13 protein-coding genes are annotated in these 17,072 nt (G+C 43.8%); 6 read left to right on the top strand and 7 right to left on the bottom strand.

The window, feature by feature from the left end; translation table 11 throughout:
* Positions 1-103: 103 nt before the first annotated feature.
* Positions 104-487 (bottom strand): protease, encoded by a 384-nt coding sequence (locus CEX98_RS13505; RefSeq protein ID WP_242441702.1) that lies wholly within the window; start codon positions 485-487, stop codon positions 104-106.
* 189 nt (positions 488-676) lie between these two features.
* Between CEX98_RS13505 and CEX98_RS13500 the strand changes: the two genes are divergently transcribed.
* Positions 677-994, top strand: coding sequence for a DUF962 domain-containing protein (locus CEX98_RS13500; protein ID WP_099642581.1), 318 nt, complete (start codon positions 677-679; stop codon positions 992-994).
* Positions 995-1,080: 86 nt separating this feature from the next.
* Complete coding sequence (locus CEX98_RS13495) at positions 1,081-2,124, top strand: amidohydrolase family protein (RefSeq protein WP_242441701.1); 1,044 nt, start codon at positions 1,081-1,083, stop codon at positions 2,122-2,124.
* Here CEX98_RS13495 and CEX98_RS13490 read toward each other — a convergent pair.
* A complete protein-coding gene (locus tag CEX98_RS13490; RefSeq protein ID WP_099642583.1) occupies positions 2,108-6,319 on the bottom strand; it encodes a DEAD/DEAH box helicase in 4,212 nt (1,403 codons plus the stop codon). The two genes, CEX98_RS13495 and CEX98_RS13490, sit on opposite strands and share 17 nt — an antisense overlap.
* A 114-nt stretch (positions 6,320-6,433) precedes the next feature.
* Positions 6,434-7,693, bottom strand: a complete 1,260-nt coding sequence (locus CEX98_RS13485; protein WP_099642579.1) for an aromatic amino acid transport family protein — start codon at positions 7,691-7,693, stop codon at positions 6,434-6,436.
* A 278-nt stretch (positions 7,694-7,971) separates the two neighbouring features.
* On the opposite strand from CEX98_RS13485, the gene CEX98_RS13480 reads away from it, so the two are divergent.
* Positions 7,972-8,733, top strand: coding sequence for a peptidylprolyl isomerase (locus CEX98_RS13480; protein WP_099642578.1), 762 nt, complete (start codon positions 7,972-7,974; stop codon positions 8,731-8,733).
* Positions 8,734-8,854: 121 nt separating this feature from the next.
* Here CEX98_RS13480 and CEX98_RS13475 read toward each other — a convergent pair whose 3' ends face one another.
* Positions 8,855-9,085 (bottom strand): hypothetical protein, encoded by a 231-nt coding sequence (locus CEX98_RS13475; RefSeq protein ID WP_099642577.1) that lies wholly within the window; start codon positions 9,083-9,085, stop codon positions 8,855-8,857.
* A gap of 195 nt (positions 9,086-9,280) precedes the next feature.
* Here CEX98_RS13475 and CEX98_RS13470 point away from each other — a divergent pair, with 195 nt between their 5' ends.
* Positions 9,281-9,748, top strand: coding sequence for a hypothetical protein (locus tag CEX98_RS13470; RefSeq protein ID WP_099642576.1), 468 nt, complete (start codon positions 9,281-9,283; stop codon positions 9,746-9,748).
* A gap of 82 nt (positions 9,749-9,830) precedes the next feature.
* Here CEX98_RS13470 and CEX98_RS13465 read toward each other — a convergent pair whose 3' ends face one another.
* Positions 9,831-11,426 carry an ABC-F family ATPase gene (locus tag CEX98_RS13465; protein WP_099642575.1) on the bottom strand — a complete coding sequence of 532 codons (1,596 nt, stop codon included), beginning with the start codon at positions 11,424-11,426 and terminating at the stop codon, positions 9,831-9,833.
* Between the two features lie 352 nt (positions 11,427-11,778).
* Here CEX98_RS13465 and CEX98_RS13460 point away from each other — a divergent pair, with 352 nt between their 5' ends.
* Positions 11,779-13,938: a S46 family peptidase gene (locus CEX98_RS13460; protein ID WP_099642574.1), complete on the top strand. Its 2,160-nt coding sequence runs from the start codon at positions 11,779-11,781 to the stop codon at positions 13,936-13,938.
* 94 nt (positions 13,939-14,032) lie between these two features.
* Here the strand turns inward: CEX98_RS13460 and CEX98_RS13455 are convergent, their stop codons facing one another.
* Positions 14,033-15,817: a DUF885 domain-containing protein gene (locus tag CEX98_RS13455; RefSeq protein WP_099642573.1), complete on the bottom strand. Its 1,785-nt coding sequence runs from the start codon at positions 15,815-15,817 to the stop codon at positions 14,033-14,035.
* A 13-nt stretch (positions 15,818-15,830) separates the two neighbouring features.
* On the bottom strand, positions 15,831-16,337 hold the full coding sequence (gene soxR / locus CEX98_RS13450; RefSeq protein WP_099642572.1) for a redox-sensitive transcriptional activator SoxR: 507 nt from the start codon (positions 16,335-16,337) through the stop codon (positions 15,831-15,833).
* Between the two features lie 81 nt (positions 16,338-16,418).
* Between soxR and CEX98_RS13445 the strand changes: the two genes are divergently transcribed.
* A complete protein-coding gene (locus tag CEX98_RS13445; protein ID WP_099642571.1) occupies positions 16,419-16,874 on the top strand; it encodes a flavodoxin family protein in 456 nt (151 codons plus the stop codon).
* Positions 16,875-17,072: the final 198 nt, after the last annotated feature.

The following is a 17,072-nucleotide window of genomic DNA, read 5'->3' as shown; positions in this document are numbered from 1 at the left end:
AGCCGCTTTATGCGGCGATGCTTTGGGAAAGCTCGCGATGTGAAATCGCTCCTACCAGCAAGATAGGCTTCCTGTTGCAGATCCTTCATGAGGCGGTTTTTGGTTACAGCTCTTTACTACAGGTGGCGGTTAATGCTTGTGGGTGGGTGAGCTGATTATGATAGGTGATTGAAATGGGTTGGGCGGTATTTATCTCGTAGGCGAGTGCTAAATCTAGTTCCACGCTTTTACTTTGTCCGGAGGCGAGCGTCATAAACTCGTTTGCTTCGGGCGTCAGGCGCTTGGCCATTGGGCCTTGGTAATTCAACGTCTTACCATTTTGTTCAACAATCAAAAACTGGCTCCACCATCCTTCAAAGGGGGTATGCCAAATTAAAAACTTTGCCTCGCTGTGGCCGGCATTGGTAAAAGTAAATTCAACAGGGAAGCTCATGCTGGTGTTACTGCCTTTGGCTAAGCGACATTGAAAGTTACTATCTGAGTTCATATTGGCCTCCGATTTGATTGTCGAAGTGGTGTCATTACAGGCTTGGAGCAGCAAGGCCGCGGAAAGTATCAATACAGGTTTCAACATAATTGTTCAGAGCTTGTTGCCACGCTCAATCCTTTTGGTTTCCAATGTAATCGCTTTGCACTATGCTGAGCAATACGGTCAAATAATGAATAGCATATACAGATGACTAAAAACAATAACAAAGAGTTCAATTCTTTTTCATCCTTTTATCCCTATTATCTCGCTGAGCATAAGAATAAAACCTGCCGTCGACTGCATTTTGTTGGCTCTACTTTGGTACTTGGGATCTTGGTGTATAGCATTTTTTCGGCGCAGTGGGAGCTGCTTTGGTTGCTGCCAGTGGCAGGCTACGGTTTTGCTTGGGTTGGTCACTTCTTTTTTGAAAAGAACAAGCCTGCGACGTTTCAATATCCGTTATATAGTTTGATGGGAGACTGGGTCATGTATAAAGATATTATTCGTGGTAAAGTGCCTTGGTAGATAACCTAAGCTAAATTATAAAAATGAACATAAAACAAAGTGTTATTACTTTATGTTGGTGTGCTTTTTTAGCCGGGTGCGAAACCGTGTCGGCAACTGGTGCACGCAGCTTAGCGATGTTTAGCCCAGAGAATAACCAGTGTTATAACAGGCAGGTTCAGCCTTATTATTTCGCCGTTGACGCACATCATCATTTTCAGCCTTTTCGCGGGGAGGCAGTGCCTTATAATGATCTTGTTGCATGGGCTGAACGTGCGGGAGTTATGTTTGTTAATGTTTATGGGATAGGGCAAACCTATGAACGCAAAGCCGGGTGTTTTGGTGAGCGAGGATGCTACACGCAGGTGATTTCACCGAGCATCCAAAATGATATTAAAAACGCCAGTAACTATCTAAAGTATGGTGCAGACAAGGTACACTTAACCTTATCAATGACGTTTGCCAACCTTCATAGACCAGACACCATTCTAACCAACATGGCCCTACTTGAAGACGAGTTTGGCGATGTATTCCGTTGGATGGGGGAGGTGAATTTAGTCAAAGCAGCACACTTTGACAATGGTCATCATGCCGTGAGCCGCGACACCATCGCCAAGTGGCAACCGTTTATGCAAGTACTAAAAGACCAGCAGATCCCGCTGGCATTACATGCCGATTTAGGCAACAACGAGGCACCACTGCGTTATTTACCTTTACTAGAGGAAGTATTAACGCGCTATCCAGATAACGAGATTGTCTGGATGCACATGGGGATTGCGAAAGAGCTCAGCCAGATAGATCCAGATTTACATATTCTCACCATGAAGAGGCTGTTTGCTCGCTATCCAAACCTCAAAGTAGATCTATCGTGGCGTATTTTATACGACTACTATTTTAGCGACCCAAAAATCAAAGCTCAGTATGTTGATTTTATAAATGCACATGCCGAGCGGTTTTTACCAGGAAGTGATTTTGTTGCCAGCAAAAATAAACGTTTTGCTGATTATAAAGCGGAAGTTGACATCAACAGCCGGATCCTCGCTGATCTTGACGATAACGCCTTTCGCCGTATAGCCTTAGGTCAGAACTACTTTTCAATGTTGTCGTTGCCTCATAAAGCGCCTGAGATCTGCGCTACAGCGTCTCCTTAAGCATTGAAAGTACATCATTTACGTCTAGCTTCATCACTTTATCGGTGTTGGCTAGCAGTTGATCTGCAAGATCTTTTTTGTGGTGATGCAGTTCAACAATTTGCTCTTCTATGGTGCCTTTGGCGATTAAGCGATAAATAGTCACCGGGCGTGTTTGTCCCATGCGATGCACGCGATCTGAGGCTTGCTCTTCAACCGCAGGGTTCCACCAAGGATCCATATGAATAACATAATCCGCTGCGGTTAAGTTAAGACCAGAACCACCGGCTTTAAGGCTAATCAAAAACACCTCGCCGTCTCCCTTTTGAAAGGCATTGACTGCTTGTTGCCGTGCCTTGGCGGGAGTACTCCCATCAAGGTATTGAAAGCGGATCCCGCGTTTTTCAAGATGACTTTTAATCAGCTGTAAGTGGCCAACAAATTGACTGAAAATAAGTGCTTTGTGGTTATTTTCCTGAAACTCCGTTAGCAATTCATCCAAGGCAGCCAATTTAGCGCTGGCGATTTGGCTTTCTGCCATCAGCAGCTTTGGATGACAGCAGGCTTGGCGTAAACGAGTGAGCGCCGCCAACATTTTAAAGCGTTGTTCATTAGCACTGTCTTGCTGCGTCGATTGAGAGATTTCATCAATGGCATTTTGCCTAAGGGCTTCGTAAAAGGTTTGCTCTTCTTGGCTCAATTGAATAGGCACATTGATCTCGGTACGCGGTGGCAGCTCGGTTAATACTTGATGTTTCATACGACGCAAAATAAAGGGTTGGATCAGATGTTTGAGCCCCTTACGAGCTCGGTGCGCCGCAATTTTGTCTTCATTGGCATTTTCAATGGGGGCAGAAAACTTTTCGCTAAAGCGTTTCAGGTTGCCAAGTAACCCAGGATTTACAAAGCGAAAGAGTGACCACAGCTCAGTGAGATTGTTTTCGATTGGCGTGCCTGTGGTAATGAGTTTGAACTTGCCCTTGAGCGCGCATGCAGCTTGAGTCCGCTTCGCAAGCGGGTTTTTTAGCGCTTGTGCTTCATCGGCAACAATGGTTTCAAATGCAATAGGTTTTAAAATGTCGACTTCACGTTGCAACAAACCGTAGCTTAAGATAACGCAGTCCAATGGTTGGAGGTTACTAAGCATCTCGGCTCTGGCTGCTGAGTTTGGAAAGTCGGCAAACACTTTTACCGATAAAGTGGGTGCAAACTTTTGGATTTCTTGCTGCCAGTTGAAACACACCGAGGTTGGCGCAATAACTAAAGTAGGGCCTACATTCGCACGGGCCAGTATGATTGCTAACGCCTGAATTGTCTTGCCCAGCCCCATGTCATCGGCAAGGCAAGCACCGGCGCCCCAATGCGCCAACCGCATAGCCCAGTCAAACCCTGCTTGTTGATAGTCGCGTAGTTCGGCTTGCAATGTCGACGGAAGCACAGGCGTTATTGCAACAGCTTGCTGCATTTTTTCGTTTTGCTCTTCCCAGGCCGGCAAGGTTTTCATCCGCATGCCAGTGGTGGCCTCAGCAATTAATGGCGCAGCAAGGGGGTGGAACTTTCCGCCCTCGGTGGCATGATTGAGCTGGTCGAGTTGTGACTTAAGCTCGCTAGATAGGGCAACTACCTGCTCGCTATCGAGTGCAATAAAGCGCCCGTTGCTGGTGGCTACCATTTTGAGTAGCGCTTTAAGCTCAATAACTTGGTCGTTGCTTACTTGCAGCTCACCGGTCATATCAAACCATTCGTTTTTCTTGCTCATGGCAAGCTGTAGGTGTTGGCTTTCGAGTTTGTTACTGAGTTTTACCTTTTTGCCTTTGGGCCATCTTAGTTTAATGGGCATAGGGCAAGGGTCTTGATTAATCACCGTCTCAAGTTCTTGCAATACCTCCAGTGCTTCATCCATTTGGGCTAAGCTGAGGCGATTATCAATCATTTCTAAAAATAGTGGACAATGAGTATCAAGCTCGTCGAGTCGTTGCTGCTCGAGAAGCAGATCTCGAGTGGTAGACAAACGCTTGCCGTCAATCTCAGCACTAACCGTTGCGATACCGTGACCGGGGTGGAAGACAGGGCCTTTTTCACCAAATGGCATCACCACGCAGTGATAGTCTAGACCTTGGTGGTAAGGCTGAATATTAATGACCAGCGCTGATTGTGCCTCAATAGCGTCAAGGCCTGTATCAATATCGGCTAAATCGGACTGTACATTGAGGTAAGGGGCAATGGCTTTAATGCTCGACAGCACTTTTTGTTTGGCACTAACGGGCACTGTTAACCCAGACTCTCCAATAATCTCGGCCACCTGCAAATGTGATTGGTTAAACACAATAAACTCATAGTGGTGCTCGGTTTGCTGGATAAACGAATAGGTTTGTGCCTGTCCAAAGTAACTCGGCAGGTTGGGAATAGAAAGCAATAGGTCGTCACCGTGTTGGCGGATGTGTAGTTCAGGTGACTGCTCGGCAATGGTGATAGGTTGTGTTAAATCATCTTCATGATACAAGTTTGTTGCGCCAACTGCGGCTTTTAGCGCAGGTAGACCCGCAAGCATGTAATCAGATTTACCGCTGTAGCCATAGCCAGACTGTAAAGCAATTGCATCGATGAGTTTCTTATCTGATTGGCTGATGTAACTAAAGTGCTCAGGGTGTTGTTTTAGTTTTTTGCATGCTAAAGGTTTACCTTTCCCCCAACCAGTTTTGCCGCGCTTTTGTTCTCGCGCTAAAAATTCAACATCAAAACGCCCTTGTCGTAGTTGCCAGATCAGTCGATATTGTTCATCCCCAGCTTGGTCGGTGTGACTAGTTGGGCTCAGTGCAATGAGTTTATCGAGTGCAAGGTCCCACGGTGACTTTTTAGTGACCAGCGCACTGAAATTGAATTCTATATTACTTGCCAGCGGGTAAAACTCGCCATGTTGAGCGCGGAGTAGCTGTTTTGCAAGCGCCGTAAAAAGTGGCATTGAAAGCTGCTCAAAGGCTAAGATGCAATCGTCTAGGTGTTCTAAAACGGTTGCATCTAAGGTTTTGTTACACCAAAAGTGTGCAAAGCAGTCTAGCAAGCGGCCAATATAATAATCAAAATAGTGCGACTTTTTCAGAACTGAATAATTTAAATGTGCGCTACTATAAGGAGTGTTCTGCGATAAACTTTCACTGCAATAGAGTAGGACGTTATTGGCAAAGTAATTGCTGTAGGGGGCTTTGTTATCTTGGTTCTCATACTCTAATTGTAGTGATAGCGTTTCAAAGAGCGCCGAGTCTTTGCCATTAGCTTGCTGCAGTAGTGCCAGCTTGTGAAACAATCCAAGCGTTCTTGCCAAGTATTGTTTTTTACGTTTACTGATTTTGTGTTTGGCCTTTAGGGCTGCTTCAAATCGACTGATGATATCGCCACTTTGCTGTAAAAAAGCAATCGCTGCGGTGAGCTGTAATCCGTAGCTGTTGTGGTCATTAGCGACTAATGCCTGCGCGGCTTCTAGCTGTAAAGTATAAAGCTGGTATTCCGCTAGTAGTGCAGTCAATGTTGGGCTTTTTGTTTTGGCCTCTACCTGTGTCAGCGTTGCTAGGGCAAAAGTTATACTCTGGCCATTTTGTAGCAAGGTGTAGAACAAAGTTGCAAAGGCTTGGTACTGCAAATCTTCTGGGAGCGTGACAAAGGTTTCTAGTGAGAACGGATAAAAATAAAGCGGTAGCAATACTTGGTTGGTTTTATAACAGACCGCTTGAGGGTCCTTACTAAACCCCAGTTGAGCGCGTGCCTTGGGCAATTGGTTAATAAATAAAAAGTCTCGAATGAGCCGCTGTTCGTCGGCAAATTGCCTTTCCCATTCATACGCATTAAGCACTGGCATAAACTCTTCAGCGGCATTAAGTATGGCTAAGAATTGTCCGTCAGCCATCACTTTTTGACTCAAACTGGTGGCGAGTTTTAGGTTGATCTGTACGCCATCTTCATTGAAGGTGACCAAACCGTCGGCGCGCCACTTCATGATCTGAGCATGGCTAAGGTTTAAGTCTGGCTCAAGGTTACTACTTGTAATGACTTCTTTTGCTATGAGCGCTTGTACTAGGCGTTTAAGTTTAATAGCCGAAACCGGCTTATAGACAACCGCCAAGAGCGTGAGTAAGGTTTGTTCTTGCTCTGGTAGGGCATGCACTTGTTTTGTTAAGGCTGCAATTTCTTCGTTAATAGATGGCGGAAAGTCAAAGTTCATCATTCAGTCGTAGTATTCATTTTAAGACACTGAAAACTACCATAATTTGCGTTGAACTACCAAGGAGATAAGGAAAGAGGGAGGCGATGCCTCCCAAACCGTGAGCTTTATAATTTATCCAAAGCTTAGGTTGTACAATAGAGCAGAAACTGCGAGTAGTCCTACAATCAACACAAAGTAGGTGCCAACGTGGTTTTTGTACTGTTGTAGTGCTGGTACTTTAAATACCGCAATGGTCGGCATGATAAACAAGATCATCGCAATAATAGGGCCGGAAATTGCACCCATCATATCTAGAATACTTGGGTTTAGTACCGAACAAATCCAGATAGCCACAAACATAAAGGCGATACCCGCTTTGTCTGCAAGTTTGTAGCTCATCTTCGTTTGTTTAGTTGCAAGGCCGTTAAAGCTTTCACGTGCACCTAGGAAATGCCCCAAGAAAGATGAGGTAATGGCAATAAACGCAACGAGAGGCCCAAGCATGGCAATAAATGGATTGTTATAAACGTTTGCTAAATACGACAGCACAGAAACGTTTGATTCTTTTGCGGCTTCCATTTGCTCAGGCGTTAATGAGAATACGCAAGAAAAAACAAACAACAATACAAAGACAATCAACATGATTGAAGTGGTACGCAAAATAGCCTCAGACTTTTGTACAGCTTCGCTCTTGTAGTGGCGACGCTGTACATTGGCAAAGCTTGAGATTGCAGCTGCGTGGCTAAACGAAAATACCACGATAGGAACTGACAACCATAGTAGCTCCGTTAAACTAGCAACGTCTGGGGTGCTGACCACTGGCATTTGCCAGTTAGGGACTAAATAAAGCGATAAAAACAGCAATACACCAACGAGTGGATAAACCAAAATAGCGAATGCACGAAGTAACAGTTTTTCTCCACCTAACATAATGGCTATCATGCCTGCGACCAGCAAACCTGAAAGTAAGATCCGTGAAGGTGACTCCAAGCCCAGTTGATTAACAATAAAACTGTCTACGGTGTTGGTCAGGCCAACCCCATAAATAAGCAAGATAGGAAAAATAGAGAAAAAATAGAGTAGGGAAATAAGTCGACCTGCGCCGGCACCAAAATGTTCTTCTACTACATCGGTAAAGTCTGCGTCTTTTTGCTTTGAAGACAACACAAAACGGGCTAACCCTCGGTGTGCTAAAAACGTCATCGGGAAAGCGAGGACGGTCATAATTACCAGTGGCCAGAATCCGCCAATCCCAATATTAATAGGTAAGAATAAGATCCCTGCACCGACTGCGGTGCCAAATAAACTGAGTACCCAATGGGTATCGTGTTGTGTCCAGCGGCCATTAGTGACGGAATTCATCTCCATCGTGGCTTCAGAGGTGTTACTCATAAACTTGTTGTCCTGGATTTAGAATTATAATCGGGCGCATCATATAAAAAATGACGAAGTGTTGCATGTATAAACCGTCTACTCCGAGGAGTTATGCGTCAAAATGAGTTTGTTTGGTTAAAACTTACTCAAGAGGTGGTGGAGATATAACCCGTATTTGTAAATCTAGGTCTGCAAATGTTCTTAATTGTTACCGCTGACAATGAATTGCTAGCCGAGTTAAAAATTAATTTTTATTCTAGTTCGCAAACAAAAGTAAAATAGTTAAGTGGTAAAGTATGTTCAAGCTAAACGCTCTATGGCTCGCGTCAACCTTATTAGGTAGCTTTGCAGCCAATGCAACTATCGTTGAGTTTCAGACTTCCCAAGGAAGCTTTCAAGTTAACTTATTTGATGAAAGTACACCGAAAACAGTAGAAAACTTTTTGCAGTATGTGAATAATGAGCGCTACTCAGAAACCGTTATCCATCGTGTTATCCCTGAGTTCGTAGTACAAGGTGGTGGATTTAAATACGAAGGCGATGTACCGCTTGACCCAATTGAGACATATAGTGCGGTAAAAAACGAGCCTGAGTGGTCAAATGTCAAAGGCACCATTGCGATGGCCAAAGTTGCATATAAGCCTGATAGCGCAACAAGCCAGTGGTTTATTAATCTAGAAGATAACAGCAGTAACCTAGACAAGGAAAACGGCGGTTACACCGTTTTTGGTCAAGTGATTGGTGATGGTATGGAAGTACTTGAAGCCATTGCTGCGATCCCTCGTTGTGGTAATGTGCCACTGGTTAATTTCACTGAAGATCAGTGTAAAGACAGCGAGACCGACCCAGGAGCTGCAAATTTTGTGACGCTTAATGCGATCACTGTGCTTGATGATGATCCAAACTCAGCACAGGGGTTAAATCCAAAGGCAAATACGCTGATTGATCAAGAACCAGACCAGCCTTCGACGGATTCTGATTCGTCTGGTGGTTCGATGTTTGCTGGCCTCATGTTACTTGCCGGTGCTATAGGCTTTAGGCGCAGAGTTAAAAAATAATCAATCTAGATTGGTTATCGGTGCAAAAGCGCACCTCCGTCCCTAGTTAACCTGATCTCAGGTTAATAACTTGGAAGCGCACTTCGGTGCGCTTATTTTTTGCTACTGGTTTTATATATGCTTACTCCTGATCACCTAACAGTGTGGCGGCTTTTGCAGTAAGGCTATATTGATTTTGGCCATTTAATTGGATTAGGCCTTCATTGAGGTGAGTAGTCACAACATCTTCAAGTAATTGCTGATCTACATTAGGGAATGAAAAAGTATGGTGGTTGATATCGCAGGATTCTGGAAAGCTTGCTTTGAGCTTAGACAGCAGCATTATTGAATACATATTCTGTAAACGTTCCATAGTTGATCCTTTTTTAATGCTAAGAATTCTGGCAGACCTACCCTAACAGTAAAGCTTACATTTTGTCTATTATTTGCTCTTTTATATTGCTGTGCTTTTTGATCTCCCTCATTTATTCGCGATATCACAACCGCTGGCTATACTCACAGCTATTATCATCACTATGCTCACAAGGTGAAAATAAGGGACTGTAATATGGATCCATTAAAATTTATTTCGGCTACAACGCAAATAGTAACAGCGACTACCGCAGTAATTACCGCTTATTTAGCTTATCAAACCTATTTAAAGCCACCGGAACAAGAAGATGAGTCTGAACCGAGCTCAGAAGTGGATGAATCTGCGGATGAGAAATTAACGGAGACACTGGTTTTTAAAACCTCAAAACAAAAAACCACACTCAAAGTGACCCCTCAAGGATTAGAGTGTCATTTGGAAGACACTAGGGAAGGAAAAGGTGGCCATCAATGGACTTTGTCCATCAGTGACGTTAAGGCGATACTTGATGCGAAAGCATATCATGTTAACCCTGGATATAAAGTAAGAACAGGCACCTTTACATTGGGCCCAAAAAGAAATTGGCTGTACACCAAGTCTTTATTTCCAGAACCAGACTATCTTGAGAGCGTGTTGAAAAGTTTATTACACAATGTTGGGAAATGATAAAGCTTGTTTCGTTTGCAAAACAAGCTTTACTAATTTGCTCGAGCCGAAACTTGGCCCGAGCCTTGTTATCTCGTCAAGGTTATACGGCTTCAGCCGCTTTCTTCGCTAGATACTCATCATAAGTACCATGGAAGTCGATGATCTGGCCATCTTTGATTTCCCAAATACGAGTAGCGAGTGATGATACAAATTGGCGATCGTGAGAGACGAAGAACACGGTGCCTTCATATTGCTCAAGGGCCAAATTCAAAGACTCGATAGATTCCATATCCATGTGGTTAGTAGGCTCATCCATTAATAAGATGTTTGGCTTATGCATCATTATTTTACCGAATAGCATTCGGCCTTGCTCACCACCTGAAATCACCTTAACTGACTTTTTGATATCGTTCTGTGAGAACAACATACGGCCCAAAAAGCCACGTACAACTTGTTCATCATCACCAGGTTGTTGCCATTGTTCCATCCATTGGAATAAGTCGAGGTCTTTTTCGAATTCATCGGCATGGTCTTGTGCGTAATAGCCGATGTTGGCATTTTCTGACCATTTATACTCTCCAGACATTGGCGCTTTGCGACCTGCAAGGGTATTGAGTAGGGTAGTTTTACCTACGCCGTTTTCACCTATAATCGCGACCTTTTCGCCTACTTCAACGAGGCCGTTTAGGTTTGAAAATAGTGTTTCGTCATAACCTTGAGATAAGGACACCAGTTCAAGTGCATTACGGAATAATGGCTTTTCCTGTTCAAAGCGAATAAACGGGTTTTGACGGCTAGACGCTTTAACTTCTTCCAGTTGGATCTTGTCAATTTGCTTAGCACGAGAGGTTGCTTGCTTGGCTTTTGAGGCGTTTGCAGAGAAGCGTGAAACGAACTGCTGTAGTTCAGCAATTTGTGCCTTTTTCTTGGCGTTGTCTGACAATAAGCGTTCACGAGCTTGTGTTGCTGCAAACATGTATTCGTCGTAATTACCTGAGTAAATACGCAGGTCGCCATAGTCGATATCCGCCATATGTGTACATACAGAGTTTAAGAAATGACGGTCGTGCGAGATGATAATCATAGTACAATCACGCTGGTTCAAAACGTCTTCCAACCATTTAATGGTATAGATATCCAAGTTGTTGGTTGGTTCGTCTAGGAGCATGATGTCTGGCTCTGCAAATAATACCTGTGCAAGTAGCACACGTAGTTTCCAACCCGGTGCTACTTCTGACATCAAGCCATAATGTTGCTCGGTTGGAATACCAACACCTAGCAGCAATTCACCGGCTTTTGCTTCTGCGGAATAACCATCCATTTCAGCAAATTGTGTTTCAAGGTCGGCAACACGCATGCCTTCTTCTTCGCTCATTTCTGGTAATGAGTAAATGCGATCGCGCTCTTGTTTGATTTCCCACAGTTCTTTATGACCCATGATCACGGTATCAACAACCGTATATTGCTCGTAGGCGAACTGATCCTGGTTTAGCTTAGCAATACGCTCATTTGGATCGTAATTGACGTTACCGGCACTTGGCTCAAGCTCTTTGCTTAGGATTTTCATAAAGGTTGATTTACCACAGCCGTTAGCACCTATAAGGCCGTAGCGGTTGCCGTCACCAAACTTAACGGAAATATTCTCAAACAGTGGCTTTGCACCAAACTGCATAGTGATGTTGTTACACGAAAGCATAAATTTGACTCATTACTGACAATTGCGGCGATCCTAACATTTATGGGGGGCAAATGATGCAAAAAGTTTGGTTAACTCATATATTCTGGTGACACTTGGGCTGATGCAAAAACACCATGGCATGCCGTATTGCTTAACAATAGTTCAGGTTAGTTACCATTAAGGTGGCTGTACCTTAGTCATTGAATGTCGATGTGGACGATAAAAAGCAATAAGTCAGTCTCAGTGTAGTTTCTTAGCTCAGTTGTTTACATCCGTTTATCGAATTTTACCGAAATAAATTGCTATTTGGCGCGATCTTAGGTCACATTATTGGCCGTAATTAAAATAATATAACATTTAGGATTGGAATATGCGTTTTAAAGCTATCTCCGCGGCCATGGTGTTGGCCTTTTCTCAGTATGTTGCTGCCGATGAAGGTATGTGGCAACCACATCAATTACCTGAGCTTGAATCTATTTTAAAATCTAAAGGACTGGAAATTGACCCTAAGTCAATTTCTAAACTCACCGAGTTTCCGATGAATGCGGTGATTAGCTTAGGCGGTTGTACGGCGTCGTTCGTTTCTCCTAAAGGCTTGGTTGTTACAAATCACCACTGTGCGTATGGCTCTATTCAGTACAATTCGACAACAGATAATAATATTCTTGAAAATGGTTTTTTGGCGAAAAAACCAAGTGAAGATCTACCAGCAGCGCCAGGCTCGCGCATTTATGTGACAAAAGAAGTGTCTAACGTAACAGACAAAGTCAATGCAGGGGCTGATTCGCTTACTGGTAAAGCACGTTTCGACGCTATTGACAGCAAACGCAAACAACTTGTTGCCGAGTGTGAGCAAGACGAAAGCTACCGTTGTAACGTATACACCTTTCACGGTGGACTGGAATACTACCTTATTAAATCTTTGGAAATTAAAGATGTACGTTTAGCCTACACGCCAGCGATGGGCGTGGGTAAATACGGTGGAGACATCGACAACTGGATGTGGCCACGTCATACCGGTGACTTTGCATTTTACCGTGCTTATGTAGGTAAAGATGGCAAGCCTGCAGAGTTTTCTAAAGATAACGTACCATACAACCCAGAGTCATTCCTAAGCGTCAGTGCTAAGGGTGTACAAGAAGGTGATTTTGTTATGGTTACGGGTTACCCAGGCCGCACTAACCGCTATCGTATCGCCTCTGAAGTAGACTATGTGTTTAACACGGTTTACCCAATGGTGCGCAAGCATAATTCAAAATATGTGGAGCTGATCGAAGAAAATGCGCCAGAAGGTTCGCAAGCTCGTATCGCGTATGAAAGCACGATTGCAGGTTATAACAACTACATCAAGAACTTTGGTTCAATGATTGAGAGCTTCAAAAAGGGCAGCATGTACAGTCGCAAACAGCAGTTTGAGCGTGACCTAAGCGCATGGATCAATGCTGATGCAGACCGTAAAGCAAAATATGGTGATGTGCTTAATGAGCTAAGCGAGCTGGTGGCACAATCACAAGCTCATTATAAGCGCGACATGATGGTAGGCTATATTCACCGCTCACAAATGGTATCGACCGCGCGTAAGCTGTATCGTTTGGCCGTTGAAAAACAAAAGCCAGATGCAGAGCGTGAAAGCGGCTACCAAGACCGTGACTTACCAAAAATAAAAGCTGGACTTCAGCGTATGACGCGTCGTTATGATGAGGCGGTGGATAAAGCGATTATGCTTTACTTTATGGAGCTATACGCAGCCTTACCAAAAGAAGCGCGTTTAGCCGAAGTAGATAAACAGCTACAGCTTGAAAACGGCTTCAACAAAGCAAAACATCAAGCGTTGCTAGATCAGATGTACGCTAATTCTAAACTTGCTGATGAAAAAGCTCGCCTTTGGATGCTAGATTTAGAACTTGATCAGTTAAATCAAAGCAGTGATCCATTCATTCAATATGCAAAAGCGATTTTTGCAGTAATGAAGCAAATCGAAGATGAAGAAAAAGAGCTCGCTGGTAAACAACAGTCTGCACGTCCAGCGTTGATGGAAGCTATCATTGCTTACAACAAGTCGCAAAACAAGCCAGTGTACGCAGACGCTAACAGCACATTGCGTGTTACTTACGGTACGGTTGGCGGCTATTCACCACAAGATGGTTTAGTGGCAACGCCATTTACTTCGCTTGAAGGGTTACTGGCTAAAAATACCGATGTTGAACCGTTTAACGCACCGAAAAAGCAACAGCAATTGATCCGTGAAAAAGTATACGGTCAATACACAGGTGGTATGAATACAGTACCGGTGAACTTCCTTTCTAACGTAGATACTACAGGCGGTAACTCGGGTTCACCGACCTTAAACGGTAAAGCGGAGTTAGTAGGTTTACTGTTTGACGGTGTGTATGAAAGCATTATTGGTGACTGGGACTACGATAAAAACCTGAACCGTTCAATTCATGTCGACTCGCGCTACATGTTGTGGGTAATGGACAAGGTTGATAATGCACAAAACCTGCTAGATGAAATGAAGATAGTGAAGTAGCTTGGCCTGTAAGCCGACAACTTATCTCATCGTTTAAATGGTGAGATAAGTATTTATCAACAATAATGCCGGCCTAGAAGCCGGCATTATAATTTTACTTTGCCATTAACTGACGAATATATTTCACCGGAGCACTACCAAAGCTTAAGAATTCTTCGTGAAATGCTTTTAGGTCAAATTTCTCACCAAGCTTTTGTTTTTGTTTTTCTCGGAAGTCGTAAATTTCACGGTAGCCCGAGTAATAGCTAGTTAACTGTACTTGGCTTAATGTTGCGCGACGCCATTTACCTTCGGCTTCTGCGCGCTCTTGGAAAGCACCATTCATGAGCAGATCTAAGCCTTCTTCTTTGCTTATTCCTTTTACTTGGATGCCGTAGTCTAGAATCGTGTTACAGATCACCCGTAAATTCCACTTGTAGTACATTAACCACATTTCAGGCTCAAAATTGCCGTAGCCTTCTTCTAGCATCATGCGCTCAGTATATACTGCCCAACCTTCAATCATCGCGCCATTGCTTAGGATGCTTTTTACTAAAGACGGAGATTCGTTAGAATAAACTAGCTGTGTGTAGTGGCCAGGCACCGCTTCGTGAATGTTTAGGATCTGTAAGATCCAGTGGTTGTATTCACGTAAGTACGACTCCGCTTGTTCATCGCTCATGGAATCCAGCGGAGATACGTTATAATAGGTGTTTTCTTTTTTGTCGTATGGACCAGGCGCGCTAATTGAAGCGCCAGCAAAGCCACGCATATATTCTGGCGTTTCGCGAACAACCAGCGGCTTTTCAGGGTCTAGCGTGATGAGATCCTTTTCCATCACAAATTTTTCAAGTTCTGGAATTTGCGCTTTGATCTCGCTGACAAAGTCTTCGCGTTTTACGTGTTTTACGGAAAGGTGCTTAATAAGCGTGGCGATCGCATCAATGTCAGAGTTAGGACGTGGTTCGTCTGCAAAGTACTTTGGCCAAAGTTCATCGGTGATCTTCACCATTTCCTCTGTCACTCTCGCCTTATCAGCCAGCGCTTTTTGATACATTTGCTTTGCGGTATAGCCAGATTGAATATCAAAAGCAAACTTCTCTTCGTAGCGTTTTTCACCAATCCTGAACGAACGTGCATTCCCGTTTTCGCTTAACTCTTTTTCAAGATTGCTAAGGTACGATACGTATCCATTGATGGCCGATTTAGCTGCCGAAAAACGTTGTTTGAACAAGGCTTTTTCTTCTGCTGTTAGCAATGAAGTCACGAGCTTATCAAGTAGCTCATCGTTTAAAACACTAAATGCACCTTGGTTTTGGGCAATGGCAAGTTGCGTGTATTCAAGGGTTGGATTGCTAATGTTGTTTTGTGCTGCTTCATAATAGGCGGGTACATATTGAAGGCGTTGTAACACCAGTTTTAGCTTCTCGTCATCACTTTTAAAGCGGCTGTTTAAAATGGTCGCGAAACCATACGAAACATTGTAATTAGACGGGTTCCATTGCCAGCTTTTGAATGTTTCAACATGCCAAATATCTCGCTTTAGGCGGTTTTCAATTAAGTGGTAGTCGATTTTTTGGCTATTGCTTAAGTCAGCAAGATCGAACTGCTGCAGCTTGGCTAATTGCGCCTTAGAAAATGCGACGCTGGCGTCTCGAGTCGCTTGGGTTGGGATTGTAATTATATCATCGTACTTACCATATCCGGCCCATAGTGACGCTTCTGGATATTGCTGCCATAGGTCATTAATAAACTGCTGAGAAAATTCGGCAAATTGCGCATTCGTTGCTACGGTTTGCTGTGAAGCGGATGGCGTCGTCTCGACAGACGAAGACGAAAGTGAGCAGCCAGTTAGGCCCATTGCCATGGCCAGCGCCATGCACAAGGCAGTCTTTTTCATTATGGTGTCCTATTTATTGGTTTTCGCTATCATAACAAGATTTTGCTTTATTTGCTTTGTCTGGCTCATCCAACCACACCGCGCCGTTTGCTTCTTTAGCTACGATGTCATCGGGGTTGTAAATAGGACATGACTTCATCGACAAACAGCCACAGCCAATGCAGCCGTCAACATAGTTTCTAAGGCGCTGCATGTAGGCTATTTTTTCGTCCAACTTAGCTTGCCAAGTTTTAGAAAGCTTAGCCCAGTCTGCTTTGGTCGGTGTTCTTGAGTCGGGTAGGGTGTCTAATGTTTCTTTTATTTCTCCGAGGGTTACCCCCATTTTTTGGCCTGCTTTAATAATGGCGATACGGCGCAGTACGTCCTTTTTATAGCGGCGTTGATTGCCATTGTTGCGCCAACTGCGAATAAGCCCTTTGTTTTCATAAAAGTGCAGTGCAGAAACCGCAACATCCGCTCTTTGAGCAACTTTACCGACACTCAGGTTTGGTTCATCTCTTAAATTTTTTTCAGTTTTCATAAAATAGTGCTTTACCTTAACTTAAGGTGAGGTTTTACAGTAGCACCCAATTTATTAATAGTGCAACTGGAATTGACCATTATGAAAACAGTCGTTATTTACTCAAGCTCAAACCCCAATGGAAATACCTACCAATCTGCAAAGGCACTGGCGCAGGAGAAAAAAGCTGAGCTTATCTATTTAGACCGATATAAAATCGGCGAATATTGCTACAAACACTCTCATAGTGATGATGACTTTGTGAACCTGTTTAGATGGGTACTGGGTTTTGAACACATTATTTTTGCATCCCCCGTTTATTGGTATGCAGTAACCCCCAGAATGAAGGCTTTTATCGACAGAATAACCGACTTTATGGACATTGAAGCGCTAAAGCCTGAACTTAGAGCGCTGCGCGAAAAGCAGTTTTCTATCTTGTCCACCTCATGCCAAGAAAAAGCCCCAGCCCCATTTACCGAGATGCTGGTGAGCACCTTTGAATATTTGGGCATGAAATTACAAGAACAGCGCCACGTGCATTATCCTTATGCTGATTAATCGCTATGTAAAGCAGCGCCTGCTCAAGTATAAACCCGTTTGGTAGGAGGTGGTTTACCCGCCGAGCAGTTTTGTTTTTACAGATCGCTGCGTGAAGCAGCGCCTACCTCGGTGCAAACCGTTTGGTAGGAGGTGGTTTACCCGCCGAACCGTTTTGTTTTTACAGATCGCTGCGTAAAGCAGCCCCTACCTCGGTGC

The organism is Pseudoalteromonas piscicida (assembly GCF_002744175.1).
Classification (GTDB): Bacteria; Pseudomonadota; Gammaproteobacteria; order Enterobacterales; family Alteromonadaceae; genus Pseudoalteromonas; species Pseudoalteromonas piscicida_B.
Note: the sequence above shows the minus strand (reverse complement) of the source record. Positions and strands in the feature narration are given on the sequence as shown.

Excerpts from the sequence above, each read along its gene's own strand:
- CEX98_RS13475 (WP_099642577.1), bottom strand. The coding sequence starts at position 9,085 with ATGGAACGTTTACAGAATATGTATTCAATAATGCTGCTGTCTAAGCTC.
- CEX98_RS13485 (WP_099642579.1), bottom strand. The coding sequence starts at position 7,693 with ATGAGTAACACCTCTGAAGCCACGATGGAGATGAATTCCGTCACTAAT.
- CEX98_RS13505 (WP_242441702.1), bottom strand. The coding sequence starts at position 487 with ATGAACTCAGATAGTAACTTTCAATGTCGCTTAGCCAAAGGCAGTAAC.
- CEX98_RS13480 (WP_099642578.1), top strand. The coding sequence starts at position 7,972 with ATGTTCAAGCTAAACGCTCTATGGCTCGCGTCAACCTTATTAGGTAGC.
- CEX98_RS13455 (WP_099642573.1), bottom strand. The coding sequence starts at position 15,817 with ATGAAAAAGACTGCCTTGTGCATGGCGCTGGCCATGGCAATGGGCCTA.
- CEX98_RS13500 (WP_099642581.1), top strand. The coding sequence starts at position 677 with ATGACTAAAAACAATAACAAAGAGTTCAATTCTTTTTCATCCTTTTAT.
- CEX98_RS13445 (WP_099642571.1), top strand. The coding sequence starts at position 16,419 with ATGAAAACAGTCGTTATTTACTCAAGCTCAAACCCCAATGGAAATACC.
- soxR (WP_099642572.1), bottom strand. The coding sequence starts at position 16,337 with ATGAAAACTGAAAAAAATTTAAGAGATGAACCAAACCTGAGTGTCGGT.
- CEX98_RS13465 (WP_099642575.1), bottom strand. The coding sequence starts at position 11,426 with ATGCTTTCGTGTAACAACATCACTATGCAGTTTGGTGCAAAGCCACTG.
- CEX98_RS13470 (WP_099642576.1), top strand. The coding sequence starts at position 9,281 with ATGGATCCATTAAAATTTATTTCGGCTACAACGCAAATAGTAACAGCG.
- CEX98_RS13460 (WP_099642574.1), top strand. The coding sequence starts at position 11,779 with ATGCGTTTTAAAGCTATCTCCGCGGCCATGGTGTTGGCCTTTTCTCAG.
- CEX98_RS13490 (WP_099642583.1), bottom strand. The coding sequence starts at position 6,319 with ATGAACTTTGACTTTCCGCCATCTATTAACGAAGAAATTGCAGCCTTA.